This window comes from Klebsiella oxytoca NBRC 105695 (assembly GCF_001598695.1).
Lineage (GTDB): Bacteria > Pseudomonadota > Gammaproteobacteria > Enterobacterales > Enterobacteriaceae > Klebsiella > Klebsiella oxytoca.
In genome coordinates this window covers 216351-231833 of the sequence record NZ_BCZK01000003.1, presented here as the reverse complement: position 1 = coordinate 231833, position 15483 = coordinate 216351, and the positions used below count along the sequence as shown (strand labels likewise).

Sequence of the window (15483 nt, the reverse complement as noted above, 5' to 3'; positions counted from 1 at the left end):
TGCAAATCAGGGTAACAACAGAGAAACGAACTCAGAAGCAGCAATAAGCGGGCTATTTTCAGATTGACCCCCCTCGCTCCCAGGCCACATACTTTCTCCCGCCCCCCGCTGCTAGCGGGCGTCTGATGGCGCAAGCGACGTCATGTCTCCCGGTGTTTTAGAACAGGATCTTTTGATTTATGGATGAATTCATTACCGTTTCTTTAAAAAAAATGAGCGCGGGCAGTATTTATAAAATCCTGCTTATCGGCCTGACCTGCTCATTAGTGCCGCTCGGCCTTTTAAACGGCATTCTCGCGGCGGTTGGCGTCAATTTACTGACGCTGCGCTGGAACGGAGAAGCTGTCCATGGCTTCAGCGCGATTATTATCAGCCCGATCTTCTGCTTCATCCTGGCGCTGGTGTTGACCGGCATCGTCGGCAGCCTGGCCTGGCTCGGATTATGGATTTACGGCCAGTTTCGCCCGCTGACTCTGCGCATCTCTTCCACCGATCGGGGTTAATGCAACCCGCTGCCCGGGCCATCAGACCAGACCTGATAGCCCGGCCAGGCGCCTCCGGCAACTTCTGTTTATTCTTTTATGAACAATGCCTTATCCCGAAGAATATGGTCGTTACCGCGACGGCGAGTAAAACCGATGCGGTCAAAATACTCGAGGATCTGAATCGCCAGCTTGCGCCCGACGTTCAGCGTATCGCGGAAATCCGCCGCGCAGGTTGAACCCCTTTCCAGATCCAGTTCACGGATCATTTTGGCAAACTCCACGATCCGATCGTTGCGATAGTAGCGATCTTTGACGATCGCGGTAATCATCCCCTGCTGCGCCGCCTGGCGAAGCACCGCACGCATTAACGACTCTTCCACGCAGGCTTCCCGCGCCAGATCGCGAACCCACCAGGGCTCATCGGCAAACAGCCCGGCGACCCGCTGCCAGATGGCCTGCTGCTCGTCGGTAAAGCCCGCTTTATGTTCCGGCAGATGCAGCCAGCCGTGGTGGCTATGAACAATACCGCTTTCTCGCATTTGCTCAATCAGCAGCAGCACCAGCGCTTCATCTTCCATCGGCAGCGCAATACGCCGCAGCCGTTCGCGGCCCGGTCCCGGCTCATCGCGATGCTGATCGTGATAGCGCGCGAGGGCTTCAAGCAGCTTGCGCTGCCAGCGAGCGGCGAGCGGGGCGCTCAACAGGCTCTTTCCCGCCTGTAGATAGTCAGGGCGGTTAATCAGGGCGTTGAGGCCATCGCTACTGAGCTGACGCGCCCAGGCGAAATCATCGAGACGCACCGCATCGCGCTGAAGGTGAATATCCAGCGCCTGGACGTCATCGCTTTGCGCAGCAGCCAGCGCGTGCAGCCACTGTAAATACTCCGGCTTACGCTTGCCCCGGCGCGGCGGATTGAGCGTAACCACTCGCGCACCGGCGAGCGTCAGGCGCGCGGAAATATCGCGGAGCACCAGACGGTCATTATCCGCCAGCCGCAGCGGCGTATCGAGGACCAGCTCCGCCAGCGCGCCTTCAAGCAGCGACACCCGGCCGGTAATATGGCTGGCGGCGTGGTGGATATGCAGCGGCTGCCACTGGCTAAGCGGCGTGTGGCACTGGAGCTCGACAATGACCCGGTCACAGGCTTCCGGGGGCTGTACCGAGAGCAGCCAGTCGCCGCGATTGAGGTCCTCTTTTTGCGCATCGCCGACAATATTCAGGGCAATACGCTGGCCGGCTCGGGCCTGCTCAACCGGCTGATTTTGCGCGTGCAGACCGCGCACGCGCATCGGTTTATCCACGCCGGTCAGCCACAGCGTCTCGCCAACGTTGACCTCGCCGGATAGCGCCGTCCCGGTAACCACCAGCCCCGCGCCTTTGACGGTAAATGCCCGGTCGATCGCCAGGCGAAAACGCTGATGCTGCGGATGCGCGCGCGCGGCAAGGCGCAGGAGATGCTCGCGCAACTCGTCAATGCCCCGCCCTTCCGTCGCCGCGACGGTAAACAGGGTCGCGCCGGTAAAGCCGAACTCCGCCAGCGCCGCATCGATTTCCGCCTTTACCTCCTCGATCCGAGTTGCTTCTACGCGGTCAGCTTTGGTCAGCGCGACGGTTAACGTCGGCTGCCCGGTAAGCTGGAGGATCGCCAGATGTTCGCGCGTCTGCGCCATCACCCCATCATCGCAGGCCACCACCAGCAGCGCGTGATCGATACCGCCGACACCGGCCAGCATGTTGGACAAAAACTTTTCGTGACCGGGTACGTCGATAAACCCCAGTACCCGCCCGTCAGGCTGCGGCCAGTAGGCGTAGCCCAGATCGATTGTCATCCCGCGCGCTTTCTCTTCCGGCAGGCGATCGGCGTTGATGCCGGTTATCGCCTGCAGCAACGTGGTTTTGCCGTGATCAACGTGTCCGGCGGTGGCAATAATCATCTCAGTAACATCTCCATAAACCGGGTTTCATCCTCAAGACAGCGCAGGTCCAGCCACAGGCGGCCATCATAGATCCTGCCAATAACCGGCACGGACAGCAGACGCCAGCGTGCCGCCAGGGCCTCCAGCTGGCTGCCGCGACCATCGCGCGGAGTCAACGTCAACGCCGCGCTGGGCAAGCGGTCCACCGGCAGCGAGCCGCTGCCGATCTGCGACAGGCATGGCTCAACCCGCAGGTCAAAATCAGCATAATGCGCGACCAGAGCCGTTCGTATACGTTCGGCCTGCTGACGAATATCATCCGCCTGACGAGTCAGCAGGCGTAGAGTCGGCAGCTCTGCGGCCAACTTTTCCGGGTGCAGATAGAGGCGCAGCGTGGCTTCCAGGGCCGCGAGGGTCATTTTATCCGCCCGCAGGGCGCGCTTGAGCGGATGGCTCTGCAAACGGGCGATTAGCGATTTTTTGCCGACGATGATTCCCGCCTGCGGGCCCCCCAGCAGTTTATCGCCTGAGAAGCTCACCAGGCTGACGCCTGCGGCAATCATCTCCTGCGGCATCGGCTCTTTCGGAAGGCCGTACTGGCTTAAATCTACCAGCGAACCGCTACCGAGATCGGCCACCACCGGGATATTCAACTCGCGCCCCAGCTCGGCCAGCTCCGCTTCATCGACCGCTTTCGTGAAGCCCTCAATGCTGTAGTTGCTGGTATGCACCTTCATCAGCAGGCCGGTATTGTCGTTCACCGCCTGACGATAATCTTTCGCGTGGGTGCGGTTAGTGGTACCGACTTCATGCAGAACGCAGCCCGCCTGGCGCATCACGTCAGGAATACGGAACGCGCCGCCGATCTCCACCAGCTCACCGCGCGACACCACCACCTCGCTGCCGCCGGCGGTCGCCGCCAGCATCAGCAGTACCGCCGCCGCGTTGTTATTGACGATACAGGCGTCTTCCGCACCGGTGATACGGCACAGGAGGTCGGCGAGCGCTCGGTCGCGGTGGCCGCGTCCGGCATCATCAAGATCGTATTCCAGCGTCACCGGCGCGCGCATCGCCCGGGCAACCGCCTCAACCGCCGCTTCCGCCTGAATCGCCCGGCCAAGATTGGTGTGCAACACGGTACCGGTCAGGTTAAAAACCGGACGCAGCGCGCTCTGCTGCGTCAGCGCCAGCCGCCTCGTCGTTTCCTGCATCCAGTCATCGCACCAGCCCGGCAGCGCCTGGTTCTGACGGATATTTTCCCGCGCCTCGTCCAGCATCTGGCGCAGCAGCGCCACCGTCTGGGAGTGACCATATTGCATCAGCAGCGGCGAGAATGCGGGATCGCGGAGTAAACGGTCGATGGCCGGAAGCCGGGTATAAAGCGCACGAATCTCGGTAGTCATGAATGAGCCTATTTTCCCCCCTCCCGACGGGAGAGGGAGTCAACAAATGAGCAGCAATTGTAATCCCTTCACGAGAAAACTGTTACCTGCCTGGGTCAACTCACCGGCGGTTCGGTGCGCGCAAAGCTGGCGCGCTGAAAGAGGGAATCCACCAGACGGACCAGCTTCGGTCGGGTGGCGCACCAGCCTGGCGCGACGCGGCGGAAATTGAGATAAGCGATGGCGCAGGCTGCGGAGATGGTCGCCAGATTAACCTCATCAGGGCGCAACGTTCCGTCACTCGCATAGCCTTCCAGCGCATCGAGACCGCGCGCGACCTTTTCGCGCTGGCGCAGCAGTTCACTTTCCGACTGCTGCGCCGCTGGCCGCGCTTTCTCCCGTACCAGAGTTTGCGCGGCCTCCATCACCCCATCAGCCAGCGCCTCAATTTGACGCAGTTTCAGCGCGGCTTTCGGTTCCGCAGGCAGCATAGCCGGGGCGATGCCGAGCAGCTCCAGGTATTGAGCAATAATGGGAGAATCGTACCAGCAGTCGCCGTCATCGGTGACCAGCGCGGGCACTTTTCCCAGCGGATTATACTGCGCCACGCCGTTAGTCTCGTGGTAAGGGAATTCGTTGACGAACTCAAAGGGGATCGCTTTTTCCAGCAGTATGACGGAAATTTTGCGCACAAAGGGACTGGTGTAGCTGCCGATCAGTTTCATTGCCTGCTCCTTTCGCCAACAAAGTAATAAGTATGGCGCAGGCGCAGGCAAATAGCAGAGAGAGAAATCACCCCATGCCAGACTGACCCCGCTAATGGTCCAGATAGAGATAGTGCATCCAGCTGGTCATGCGCAGTAGCACTTTACGCATCACCGAAACGTGGGTGAAATGATCGGAGTAAACCGCCACCTGGGCATAGATCCCGTCAGGCAGAGCGTCGACGGCAGCGTTGGGCTCCAGCTCAATGGTCGCCAGCACGCCATCGGTACCCGGCGTCACCGTCAGTGCCTGCAGCGTGCCCTGCGCCTGGTATGTTCCGCCCGGCACGACCGGCAGGATACTTACCAGTTTGCCGCGAAAGACCTGTCCCGGCAGCGCGTTGAACACCGCTTCGGCATCGTCGCCCTGCTCCAGCCTGAGCAGCGAATTTTGCCGGAACTGCGCCACGATGAGGCGTTTCTGTTGCGGAATAAAGACCATCACCGGCCGCAGAGGCAGCGAGGCGGCATAGGTACCGGGACGAATCAGGACCTGGGTAATATAACCGTCGCTGGGCGCGCGCACGGTGGTCTGGTCAAGATTATATTTCGCCTCCGCCAGCTGCGCGCGGAGGCTCACTATCTGAGACTGCTCGCCGTTAACCATGCTGTCGAGCTGACTCTGAATTTGCGCCTGCTCCGCCACCGATCCTTTCACCATCGCATCCTGGGCGAGGTAGTTTTGCCGGGCATTATCGATATCGCTTTCCGAAAACGGATTAACCCGCGCCTGGCTTCCTTTCAGGTAGCGCTGATAATCCTTATACAGACGGTCGCGCTCCGCCGAAACGCGCGTGGTGTTGGCCTGAGCCTCAGAAAGCTGGGCTTTAAGGGTATTGATACTGTGCAGCGCGGTCACAAGATCGGCCTGGAGTCTGTCGACCCGCGCCTGATAACGTGTCGGGTCGATGGTAAACAGCACCTCTCCCTTTTTAACTCGTTGATTGGCTTTATCCGTAACGCTGCTGACCACTCCGGTAACCTGCGGGGTAATCGGAATAGAAATCACCGCCTTCTGCGCAGTGAAGGTATAAGGATGGTTGTAGTTCATTAATAAAATAAGCGCGCTAACAATTAATACGCCGCCCAGCGCCGCGGTGGGAACCGTCCATTTATTTACCGGGATCTTAAATATTTTAAATATCGACCAGGCTATCGCCACGTAGGTTAAAATAATCAGCAGATCCATGAGTTATTTCTCCACCGTAGGGGATTGGGTAGATGGCTGAATACCCGTTATCTGCTTTTCAAGCGCAATAACCCGTTGCCGCAGTTCGCTAAGTTCATCCTCGCTTTCCGTCGCCTCCGGCGACATCTCATCCCGCGAGTGCTGCATCCCCCAGCCGCGTTCAGGCCGATAAAGCGTGGCCCAGATCCATAAAAACGGCCAGATAACGTGCAGAGTAAAAAGACTCACCCAACCCGCAACGTGAATGGCATCGGCATGCGGGTGGTTACGTTTCTTCGCGATCAGATAAGGAATATCATGGAGAATGATGATTCCATAAAAAATCACCAGAAATACAAAGATCAGAACGCCGAGCGCAAAATAATTGAGAAACATAATTTCCTCGGATTTACGCTAATTATTTCCAGGATGTATGCCGGGCCCGACAAAAAAAAGGGCGGACAAATTGAGCATAATTCACCCGTTTCATTTTCGCCATTGACGACTAAAATGTTCTTTAAGCCCTCACGTTGCTGAATGACGCATCAGCAAGCAGAACGCGGTATAACCTGCGCGAGATCACATCAGGGAAAATCCAGGTGAAAATATTTTGTGATGCACATCACAAATAAATAACAAAAAGTCAAAGTAAATTTGTGATTTTAATCACATAAAAATGCATTATCCCCCCTTAAAACCGGGTCTGTTGTTTTTTTACACACCAATTTTGTGACGAAGATCACTACAAAAGACCCTCGTCGCCCTATATTCATGTGATCCAAGTCACATAAAAATCCATCGACTGGACAGCTTAACGATTCAGTGCCAGATTTCGCACTATCACTCAGGGCCCGGCTACCTCTGCCGCCTTATTAACAACAAGCCTCGGGCTTTCAGCCTGCCGATAGCAAAAACAGAAGAAGGGGTGTTTTATGTCATCCGATATCAAGATCAAAGTGCAAAGCTTTGGTCGTTTCCTCAGCAATATGGTGATGCCAAATATCGGCGCGTTTATCGCGTGGGGTATTATCACCGCACTATTCATTCCGACAGGATGGTTACCGAACGAAACGCTGGCGAAGCTGGTCGGTCCGATGATCACCTATCTGCTGCCGCTGCTGATCGGTTATACCGGCGGTAAGCTGGTTGGCGGCGAGCGCGGCGGCGTAGTCGGCGCGATTACCACCATGGGCGTTATCGTCGGCGCGGATATGCCGATGTTCCTCGGCTCCATGATCGCCGGTCCACTGGGCGGCTGGGCTATTAAAAAATTCGACGTGTGGGTAGACGGTAAGATCAAGTCCGGTTTTGAGATGCTGGTGAATAACTTCTCCGCAGGCATCATCGGTATGATCCTCGCTATCCTGGCGTTCCTCGGCATTGGCCCGGCGGTTGAAGTTCTGTCGAAAATCCTGGCTGCGGGCGTTAACTTCATGGTGGCGCACGACATGCTGCCGCTGGCGTCTATCTTTGTTGAACCGGCAAAAATCCTGTTCCTCAATAACGCCATCAACCACGGTATCTTCTCGCCGCTGGGTATCCAGCAGTCTCACGATCTCGGCAAATCTATTTTCTTCCTGATTGAAGCCAACCCGGGTCCGGGGATGGGCGTCCTGCTGGCGTACATGTTCTTTGGTCGCGGTAGCGCGAAACAGTCTGCGGGCGGTGCGGCAATTATCCACTTCCTCGGCGGTATTCACGAAATTTACTTCCCGTACGTGCTGATGAACCCGCGCCTGATTCTGGCGGTTATCCTCGGCGGTATGACCGGCGTGTTTACCCTGACCCTTCTCAACGGCGGTCTGGTTTCTCCGGCCTCTCCGGGCTCCATCCTCGCCGTGCTGGCAATGACGCCGAAAGGCGCCTACTTCGCTAACATCGCCGCGATTGTTGCCGCCATGGCCGTCTCCTTCGTGGTTTCAGCCGTGCTGCTGAAAACCAGCAAAGTTAAAGAAGAAGATGATATTGAGGCCGCAACCCGCCGTATGCAGGATATGAAAGCGCAGTCCAAAGGCGGCGCCACTCCGCTGGCCGCGGGAGACGTGGCTAACGACCTGAGCCACGTGCGTAAAATCATCGTTGCCTGCGATGCCGGTATGGGCTCCAGCGCAATGGGCGCAGGCGTGCTGCGTAAAAAAGTGCACGATGCCGGACTGAGTAATATCTCCGTCACCAACTGTGCGATCAACAACCTGCCGCCGGATGTTGACCTGGTCATCACCCACCGCGACCTGACCGAGCGTGCGATGCGCCAGGTGCCGCAGGCGCAGCATATTTCGTTGACTAACTTCCTCGACAGCGGCCTGTACACCAGCCTGACCGAACGTCTGGTTGCGGCGCAGCGCCACACGGATAACGAAGAGAAAGTTCGCGATAGCCTGAAAGACAGCTTCGACGCGTCTGACACCAACCTGTTCAAACTCGGCGCGGAGAACATCTTCCTCGGTCGTAAAGCGGCAACGAAAGAAGAAGCGATTCTGTTTGCCGGCGAACAGCTGGTGAAAGGCGGCTACGTTGAACCGGAATACGTCCAGGCGATGCTGGATCGTGAAAAGCTGACCTCCACCTATCTGGGTGAGTCCATTGCGGTACCGCACGGCACCATTGAAGCCAAAGACCGCGTTCTGAAAACCGGCATCGTCTTCTGCCAGTACCCGGAAGGCGTGCGCTTTGGTGAAGAAGAGGATGAGGTGGCTCGCCTGGTTATCGGTATCGCCGCCCGTAATAACGAGCATATCCAGGTGATTACCAGCCTGACCAACGCGCTGGACGATGAGTCGGTGATTGAGCGTCTGGCGAAAACCACCAGCGTTGAAGAAGTTCTGACGCTGCTGAAAGCGTAACCTGTTGCCCGGCAGTGCGCCGGGCAACGCCCGCCTCTCCTCATTCGTGGGGAGAGGGTTCGGGTGAGGGAAAAGCCTCACCCGAACCCTCTCAGGTAAAAACATTAATTGAAGGTTAATACTATGAAAGCATTACATTTTGGCGCAGGTAATATCGGTCGTGGTTTTATCGGCAAACTGCTGGCGGACGCGGGGATACAGCTGACGTTCGCGGATGTAAATCAGGTCGTGCTTGATGCCCTGAATGCCCGTCATAGCTATCAGGTTCACGTGGTCGGCGAGAATGAGCAGGTCGATACCGTTTCCGGCGTTGACGCCGTCAGCAGCATCGGCGACGAAGTTGTCGAGCTGATTGCCAGCGTGGATCTGGTGACCACCGCCGTCGGCCCGGTCGTGCTGGAACGCATCGCCCCGGCGATTGCCAAAGGCCTGGTCAAACGTAAAGCGCAGGGGGTTACTGCCCCGCTCAACATCATCGCCTGCGAGAACATGGTCCGCGGTACCACCCAGCTGAAGGGACATGTCTTTAACGCCCTGGGCGAAGAAGATAAAGCCTGGGTTGAAGCCAACGTCGGCTTCGTTGATTCCGCCGTTGACCGCATCGTTCCGCCATCGGCTTCCGCTACTCACGATCCGCTGGAAGTCACCGTGGAAACCTTCAGCGAGTGGATTGTCGACAAGACCCAGTTCAAAGGCGAACTGCCGAACATCCCCGGTATGGAATTAACCGATAACCTGATGGCATTTGTCGAACGTAAGCTATTCACCTTAAACACCGGACATGCTATAACCGCCTACCTCGGAAAACTGGCGGGTCATCAGACCATCCGTGACGCGATTCTTGATGAGAAGATTCGCGCTGTGGTTAAAGGGGCCATGGAAGAGAGCGGCGCGGTGCTGATTAAACGCTATGCCTTTGACGCGCAGAAGCATGCTGCTTACATCCAGAAAATTCTCGGTCGCTTTGAGAACCCGTATTTGAAAGATGACGTTGAGCGCGTTGGCCGCCAGCCGCTGCGTAAACTGAGCGCTGGCGACCGTTTAATTAAGCCGCTGCTTGGTACGCTGGAATACGGCCTGCCGCACCGGAATCTGCTGAAAGGGATCGCCGCGGCGATGCACTTCCGCAGCGAAGACGATCCGCAGGCGCAGGAACTGGCGGCGCTGATTGCCGAGAAAGGCCCACAGGCCGCGCTGGCGCAGATTTCTGGTCTGGACGCGGCAAGCGAAGTGGTGGCGGAAGCCGTTAACGACTACAACGCGACCAAATGAGGCAAGACCTGGCGCGGTCCGAACCGCGCCCATTACTTATGTCAGATATGCAGGCAATAATGGAAGAAACACAGGCATTTGAAAACCGTGTGCTTGAACGTCTGAATGCTGGCAAAACCGTACGAAGCTTCCTGATCGCCGCCGTTGAACTGCTTACGGAAGCGGTCAATATCCTGGTGCTTCAGGTATTCCGTAAAGACGACTACGCGGTGAAATACGCAGTGGAGCCGTTGCTGGACGGCGACGGGCCGCTGGGCGACCTTTCCGTACGCCTGAAGCTGATCTACGGCCTTGGGGTGATTAGCCGCGCCGAATATGAAGATGCCGAACTGCTGATGGCCATGCGCGAAGAGTTGAATCACGATGGTAATGAGTACAGTTTTACCGACGATGAGATCCTCGGACCGTTTGGCGAGCTGCACTGCGTCGCCGCCCTGCCGCCCACGCCGCAATTCGATGATAGCGATGCGGAGCTGCTGGCAATGCAAAAGCTGCGCTACCAGCAGGTCGTACGTTCAACAATGATGCTTTCTCTGACCGAGCTGATTTCTAAAATCAGCTTAAAAAAAGCCTTTCAAAAATCAACGCTCTGATTCTGACTCTTGCTGGTCGCACGTCGGCCGATAAAGCTGACGATAATACTCAAGACGTCGCAGAAACAGCGCTTCTTTATCAGCCGGAATATCCGGCGGTATATGCTGCAAACGCGGAGATTTTTTTAGATATTCCATAAAAGCCTGACTTGAAGCCATAAAATCTACGGCTTTATCAATAATACGCGGTACGCCGTCGCCTATTTTCGCCATCACGCTCTCCTCTGCTGGGGAATGATCCTATTAAGGATTAGCCAAAAATAGCGTTTCAGATGAGGAAAACGTGCTTAACAGCCGACAGGCTTCACAGAAATGAGTATTCGCCAACTCTGCCTTGAAACAGGAATAATTTTCAATAAGTTATATTGTGCCGTTACGCCTGTTAAGGGTAAAAAAATGGCGTCGTTTTGATAAATAACTACCCACAACCCAAGCGACAGCACATACTATAGTCTGATAATGCCCCTTTCTTAATAGATTAAACCACCATGAAAGAAGTCGAAAAAAACGAAATTAAGCGCCTGAGCGATCGTCTTGATGCTATCCGCCACCAGCAGGCCGAGCTGTCACTGGTCGAAGCTGCTGACAAGTACGCCGAACTGGAAAAAGAGAAAACCACCATTGAGACGGAGCTCGTCCGCCTGCGTGAGGTTCAGGGCCAGAAGCTGAGCAAAGAAGCGCAAAAGCTGATGAGCATGCCGCATCGCCGCGCCATCACCAAAAAAGAGCAGGCCGATATGGGCAAGCTTAAGAAAAGCGTACGCGGTTTAGTCGTTGTCCACCCGATGACCGCGCTGGGACGCGAAATGGGCCTCAAAGAGATGACCGGCTTCTCAAAAACCGAGTTCTGATATTTTCATCCCGTGAATCTCCCGGCTCGCGCTACGCTTAGCCGGGCTACGGGTTCACTGCCCTCTGCGAGAGGGTAGCCCGGGCAGATGCGCAGCATCGCCTCCGGGAAATGTGCCGAACCTGGTGTAACGGCGCCGCTGCCTCCCGGTGGCGTTGTGCTGACCGGGCTACGGGTTCACAGCCCTCTGCGAGACGGTAGCCCGGACAGATGCGCTGCATCGCCTCCGGGATCTATTCTGATTCTAACGCTATTCACCGCCCCAATTGGCCCTACCAATTATTTCTTAAACCCTCTAATGGTTCACATATCCATCATTTTCCGTCACAATCATATTGCCCAGCAATAACATTTGATTAACCATTCCTTGTCGTTAATCCTACAATCGCAATTTGGCTGGGCCAATTTTACAAATGATGTGACCTGCTAAGAGCACAAGACTCAGCACGGCATCATGGCGGCCCGATGGAGACCTGCATGAACCTCTGGCAACAAAATTACGATCCGGCCGGCAACATCTGGCTATCGAGTCTTATCGCATCGCTACCGATTCTGTTTTTCTTTTTTGCCCTGATTAAGCTCAAGCTGAAAGGGTACGTCGCTGCGACCTGGACCGTGGTCATTGCGCTCTCCGTCGCCCTGCTGTTCTACAAGATGCCGGTTGACCACGCGCTGGCCTCCGTCATCTACGGGTTCTTCTACGGCCTGTGGCCAATCGCGTGGATTATTATCGCCGCGGTCTTCGTCTATAAAATTTCGGTGAAAACCGGGCAGTTCGACATTATCCGCTCATCGATCTTATCGATTACTCCGGACCAGCGTCTGCAAATGCTGATCGTCGGTTTCTCCTTCGGCGCCTTCCTTGAAGGGGCCGCCGGTTTTGGCGCGCCGGTCGCCATCACCGCAGCGCTGCTGGTAGGACTCGGCTTTAACCCGCTGTATGCGGCGGGCCTGTGCCTGATCGTTAATACCGCGCCGGTGGCGTTTGGCGCGATGGGCATTCCGATTCTGGTCGCCGGGCAGGTTACGGGACTCGACAGCTTTGAAATTGGCCAGATGGTCGGCCGCCAGCTGCCGTTTCTGACCATCATCGTGCTGTTCTGGATCATGGCGATTATGGACGGCTGGCGCGGCATTAAAGAGACCTGGCCTGCGGTCATGGTTGCCGGCGGCTCCTTTGCTATCGCTCAGTACCTCAGCTCAAACTTCCTCGGCCCGGAGCTGCCGGACATTATCTCTTCGCTGGTATCGCTGGTCTGTCTGACGCTGTTCCTCAAACGCTGGCAGCCGGTACGCATCTTTCGCTTCGGCGATATGGGCGCATCGCAGGTCGATATGAACCTGGCGCGCACGCACTACACGCCGGGACAGGTGATTCGCGCCTGGACACCGTTCCTGTTTCTGACCGCCACCGTGACCCTGTGGAGCGTGCCGCCGTTCAAAGCGCTCTTCGCTCCCGGCGGCGCAATGTACGATTTTGTGATTAATATTTCCGTGCCGTTCCTCGACAAGATGGTAGCGCGCATGCCGCCGGTGGTTAGCGAAGCCACGCCATATGCCGCGGTCTATAAATTTGACTGGCTCTCCGCCACCGGCACCGCGATCCTGTTCGCCGCGCTGCTTTCCATCGTCTGGCTGCGCATGAAGCCAAAAGATGCGATTTCCACCTTTGGCAGCACGCTGAGAGAGCTGGCGTTGCCGATTTACTCCATCGGCATGGTGCTGGCGTTCGCCTTTATTTCCAACTATTCCGGTCTATCCTCAACGCTGGCGCTGGCGCTGGCGCACACCGGCCATGCATTTACCTTCTTCTCGCCGTTCCTCGGTTGGCTGGGGGTATTCCTGACCGGTTCAGATACCTCGTCTAACGCGCTTTTTGCCGCGCTGCAGGCCACTGCGGCCCAGCAGATTGGCGTCTCCGATATCCTGCTGGTCGCAGCAAATACCACCGGCGGCGTGACCGGGAAAATGATCTCCCCGCAGTCGATCGCCATCGCCTGTGCGGCGGTCGGCCTGGTGGGTAAGGAGTCCGATCTGTTCCGCTTTACCGTCAAACACAGCCTGATTTTCACCTGTATGGTCGGCGTCATCACCACGCTGCAGGCGTATGTCTTAACCTGGATGATCCCGTGATAGTGATGCCAAAACGCCTTGCCGACGACGTCGCCCGTCGCGTGCGGGCGCTGATTGAAGAACAAAAGCTGGAGGCGGGCATGCGATTGCCCGCCGAGCGCCAGCTGGCAACGCAGCTCGGCGTATCGCGCAATTCTCTGCGCGAAGCGCTGGCGATGTTAGTCAACGAAGGGGTGCTGCTCAGCCGTCGCGGCGGCGGCACCTTCGTGCGCTGGCAGCACGAAGCGTGGTCGGAGCAAAACATCGTTCAACCGCTGAAGACGCTGCTCTCCGACGACCCCGATTACAGCTTTGATATCCTCGAAGCCCGTCATGCTATTGAAGCCAGCACCGCCTGGCATGCGGCAATGCGGGCAACCGATGCCGAAAAAGAGAAAATCCGCCTCTGCTTTGAAGCCACCCAAAGTGAAGACCCGGACCTGGCCTCGCAGGCCGATGTCCGCTTCCACCTGGCGATCGCCGAAGCCTCGCACAACGTGGTGCTCCTGCAAACCATGCGCGGTTTTTTTGACCTCTTACAATCCTCAGTCAAGGAGAGCCGCCAGCGGATGTATCTCGTCCCGCCGGTATTCGCTCGCCTCACCGAACAGCACCTGGCGGTCATGGAGGCGATTGTCGCCGGTGACCCGGAAGGTGCCAGACAGGCGATGATGGCCCATTTGGGCTTCGTTCACGCCACCATCAAACGTTTTGATGAAGACCAGGCCCGCCAGGCGCGAATTACCCGCCTGCCCGGTGACCATAACGACAATTCCAGGGAGAACTTGTGATGATTATTTCCGCCGCCAGCGACTACCGCGCCGCCGCACAGCGTATCCTGCCACCGTTCCTGTTCCACTACATCGACGGCGGCGCTTACGCCGAGCACACCCTGCGCCGCAACGTTGAGGATCTCTCCGACGTGGCCCTGCGCCAGCGCATTCTGCGCAATATGTCGGATCTGAGCCTGGAAACCACCTTATTCAATGAGAAGCTGGCGATGCCAACGGCGCTGGCGCCGGTTGGGCTGTGCGGGATGTACGCGCGCCGTGGTGAAGTGCAGGCCGCCGGCGCAGCGGATGAGAAAGGCATACCCTTCACCCTCTCTACCGTTTCCGTCTGCCCGATAGAAGAAGTTGCCCCGACCATTAAGCGTCCGATGTGGTTCCAGCTGTACGTTCTGCGCGACCGCGGCTTTATGCGCAACGCGCTGGAGCGCGCGAAGGCGGCGGGTTGTTCAACGCTGGTCTTTACCGTCGATATGCCGACCCCCGGCGCACGCTATCGCGATGCTCACTCCGGGATGAGCGGCCCGAACGCGGCGATGCGCCGCTACTGGCAGGCCGTGACCCATCCGCAGTGGGCATGGGACGTCGGATTAAACGGCCGCCCACATGATTTAGGCAACATCTCCGCCTACCTCGGCAAGCCGACCGGCCTGGAGGATTACATCGGCTGGCTGGCGAATAACTTCGATCCCTCGATTTCCTGGAAAGACCTTGAGTGGATCCGTGAATTTTGGGATGGCCCGATGGTGATCAAGGGGATCCTCGATCCGGAAGATGCCCGCGACGCGGTGCGCTTCGGCGCAGATGGCATCGTGGTGTCTAACCACGGCGGCCGCCAGCTTGATGGGGTGCTCTCTTCCGCCCGCGCCCTGCCCGCGATTGCCGATGCGGTTAAAGGCGACATTACGATTCTCGCCGATAGCGGCATCCGCAACGGCCTCGATGTCGTGCGCATGATTGCCCTCGGCGCCGATAGCGTGCTGCTGGGCCGCGCTTATCTGTATGCGCTGGCCACGCACGGCAAGCAGGGTGTCGCCAATCTGCTGAACCTGATCGAAAAAGAGATGAAGGTGGCGATGACGCTGACCGGGACGAAAACCATCGGCGAAATCAGTCGTGAATCCCTGGTGCAAAACGCCGATGCGCTGCGGACTTTTGATGTTATTAAGGCGGGGAATGCGGCGGTTACCTCTAACCCTGAAGGAACCGTCCGGCAGGCGGGTTAACTTCCTCGTCGGGCCATCCGGCTCACAGGCTGGCGCCGGTTTGCTCCCGCTCCCTTTCCGCGAGAGGGTCGGGGTGAGGGTTAG

The 15483-nt window shown here is 57.3% G+C and carries 14 protein-coding genes; 8 read left to right on the top strand and 6 right to left on the bottom strand.

Annotated elements, in window-relative coordinates; translation table 11 throughout:
• Positions 1 to 179 precede the first annotated feature (179 nt).
• Positions 180 to 503: a hypothetical protein gene (locus KO1_RS06965; protein ID WP_016807717.1), complete on the top strand. Its 324-nt coding sequence runs from the start codon at positions 180 to 182 to the stop codon at positions 501 to 503.
• Between the two features lie 68 nt (positions 504 to 571).
• On the opposite strand, the gene selB is transcribed toward KO1_RS06965, so the two are convergent.
• The 5 genes from selB to KO1_RS06940 all read right to left on the bottom strand — a co-directional run bounded on the left by selB (position 572) and on the right by KO1_RS06940 (position 6111).
• Complete coding sequence (gene selB, locus KO1_RS06960; protein ID WP_004106815.1) at positions 572 to 2419, bottom strand: selenocysteine-specific translation elongation factor; 1848 nt, start codon at positions 2417 to 2419, stop codon at positions 572 to 574.
• Positions 2416 to 3804, bottom strand: a complete 1389-nt coding sequence (selA, locus tag KO1_RS06955; RefSeq protein WP_047720527.1) for an L-seryl-tRNA(Sec) selenium transferase — start codon at positions 3802 to 3804, stop codon at positions 2416 to 2418. The genes selB and selA overlap by 4 nt, the downstream gene beginning before the upstream one ends.
• 95 nt (positions 3805 to 3899) lie before the next feature.
• On the bottom strand, positions 3900 to 4508 hold the full coding sequence (locus KO1_RS06950; protein ID WP_004116363.1) for a glutathione S-transferase: 609 nt from the start codon (positions 4506 to 4508) through the stop codon (positions 3900 to 3902).
• Between the two features lie 91 nt (positions 4509 to 4599).
• Positions 4600 to 5736, bottom strand: a complete 1137-nt coding sequence (locus tag KO1_RS06945) for an HlyD family secretion protein (protein WP_004106821.1) — start codon at positions 5734 to 5736, stop codon at positions 4600 to 4602.
• A gap of 3 nt (positions 5737 to 5739) precedes the next feature.
• Positions 5740 to 6111 carry a DUF3302 domain-containing protein gene (locus KO1_RS06940; protein WP_047720526.1) on the bottom strand — a complete coding sequence of 124 codons (372 nt, stop codon included), beginning with the start codon at positions 6109 to 6111 and terminating at the stop codon, positions 5740 to 5742.
• A 536-nt stretch (positions 6112 to 6647) separates the two neighbouring features.
• On the opposite strand from KO1_RS06940, the gene mtlA reads away from it, so the two are divergent.
• From mtlA to mtlR, 3 genes are all read left to right on the top strand, one after another.
• Positions 6648 to 8558 (top strand): PTS mannitol transporter subunit IICBA, encoded by a 1911-nt coding sequence (gene mtlA, locus KO1_RS06935; RefSeq protein WP_004106823.1) that lies wholly within the window; start codon positions 6648 to 6650, stop codon positions 8556 to 8558.
• Between the two features lie 123 nt (positions 8559 to 8681).
• Positions 8682 to 9830, top strand: coding sequence for a mannitol-1-phosphate 5-dehydrogenase (mtlD, locus tag KO1_RS06930; RefSeq protein ID WP_004106824.1), 1149 nt, complete (start codon positions 8682 to 8684; stop codon positions 9828 to 9830).
• Positions 9827 to 10423, top strand: a complete 597-nt coding sequence (gene mtlR, locus KO1_RS06925) for a mannitol operon repressor MtlR (protein ID WP_024274809.1) — start codon at positions 9827 to 9829, stop codon at positions 10421 to 10423. The genes mtlD and mtlR overlap by 4 nt, the downstream gene beginning before the upstream one ends.
• Here the strand turns inward: mtlR and KO1_RS06920 are convergent.
• The gene (locus tag KO1_RS06920; RefSeq protein ID WP_004106828.1) at positions 10412 to 10636 is read right to left on the bottom strand and encodes a hypothetical protein; all 225 of its coding nucleotides are present in this window, start codon (positions 10634 to 10636) and stop codon (positions 10412 to 10414) included. The two genes, mtlR and KO1_RS06920, sit on opposite strands and share 12 nt — an antisense overlap.
• Positions 10637 to 10911: 275 nt before the next feature.
• On the opposite strand from KO1_RS06920, the gene KO1_RS06915 reads away from it, so the two are divergent.
• From KO1_RS06915 to lldD, 4 genes are all read left to right on the top strand, one after another.
• Complete coding sequence (locus KO1_RS06915; protein WP_004106830.1) at positions 10912 to 11274, top strand: YibL family ribosome-associated protein; 363 nt, start codon at positions 10912 to 10914, stop codon at positions 11272 to 11274.
• A 476-nt stretch (positions 11275 to 11750) separates the two neighbouring features.
• Entirely contained in the window at positions 11751 to 13406 is a 1656-nt protein-coding gene (gene lldP, locus KO1_RS06910; protein ID WP_004106831.1) for an L-lactate permease, read from the top strand.
• Positions 13403 to 14176 carry a transcriptional regulator LldR gene (gene lldR, locus KO1_RS06905; protein ID WP_004106838.1) on the top strand — a complete coding sequence of 258 codons (774 nt, stop codon included), beginning with the start codon at positions 13403 to 13405 and terminating at the stop codon, positions 14174 to 14176. Before lldP ends, lldR begins: the two co-directional genes overlap by 4 nt.
• A complete protein-coding gene (gene lldD, locus KO1_RS06900; protein WP_004116380.1) occupies positions 14176 to 15399 on the top strand; it encodes an FMN-dependent L-lactate dehydrogenase LldD in 1224 nt (407 codons plus the stop codon). The genes lldR and lldD overlap by 1 nt, the downstream gene beginning before the upstream one ends.
• Positions 15400 to 15483 lie beyond the last annotated feature (84 nt).

Excerpts from the sequence above, each read along its gene's own strand:
- KO1_RS06965 (WP_016807717.1), top strand. The coding sequence starts at position 180 with ATGGATGAATTCATTACCGTTTCTTTAAAAAAAATGAGCGCGGGCAGT.
- selB (WP_004106815.1), bottom strand. The coding sequence starts at position 2,419 with ATGATTATTGCCACCGCCGGACACGTTGATCACGGCAAAACCACGTTG.
- selA (WP_047720527.1), bottom strand. The coding sequence starts at position 3,804 with ATGACTACCGAGATTCGTGCGCTTTATACCCGGCTTCCGGCCATCGAC.
- KO1_RS06950 (WP_004116363.1), bottom strand. The coding sequence starts at position 4,508 with ATGAAACTGATCGGCAGCTACACCAGTCCCTTTGTGCGCAAAATTTCC.
- KO1_RS06945 (WP_004106821.1), bottom strand. The coding sequence starts at position 5,736 with ATGGATCTGCTGATTATTTTAACCTACGTGGCGATAGCCTGGTCGATA.
- KO1_RS06940 (WP_047720526.1), bottom strand. The coding sequence starts at position 6,111 with ATGTTTCTCAATTATTTTGCGCTCGGCGTTCTGATCTTTGTATTTCTG.
- mtlA (WP_004106823.1), top strand. The coding sequence starts at position 6,648 with ATGTCATCCGATATCAAGATCAAAGTGCAAAGCTTTGGTCGTTTCCTC.
- mtlD (WP_004106824.1), top strand. The coding sequence starts at position 8,682 with ATGAAAGCATTACATTTTGGCGCAGGTAATATCGGTCGTGGTTTTATC.
- mtlR (WP_024274809.1), top strand. The coding sequence starts at position 9,827 with ATGAGGCAAGACCTGGCGCGGTCCGAACCGCGCCCATTACTTATGTCA.
- KO1_RS06920 (WP_004106828.1), bottom strand. The coding sequence starts at position 10,636 with ATGGCGAAAATAGGCGACGGCGTACCGCGTATTATTGATAAAGCCGTA.
- KO1_RS06915 (WP_004106830.1), top strand. The coding sequence starts at position 10,912 with ATGAAAGAAGTCGAAAAAAACGAAATTAAGCGCCTGAGCGATCGTCTT.
- lldP (WP_004106831.1), top strand. The coding sequence starts at position 11,751 with ATGAACCTCTGGCAACAAAATTACGATCCGGCCGGCAACATCTGGCTA.
- lldD (WP_004116380.1), top strand. The coding sequence starts at position 14,176 with ATGATTATTTCCGCCGCCAGCGACTACCGCGCCGCCGCACAGCGTATC.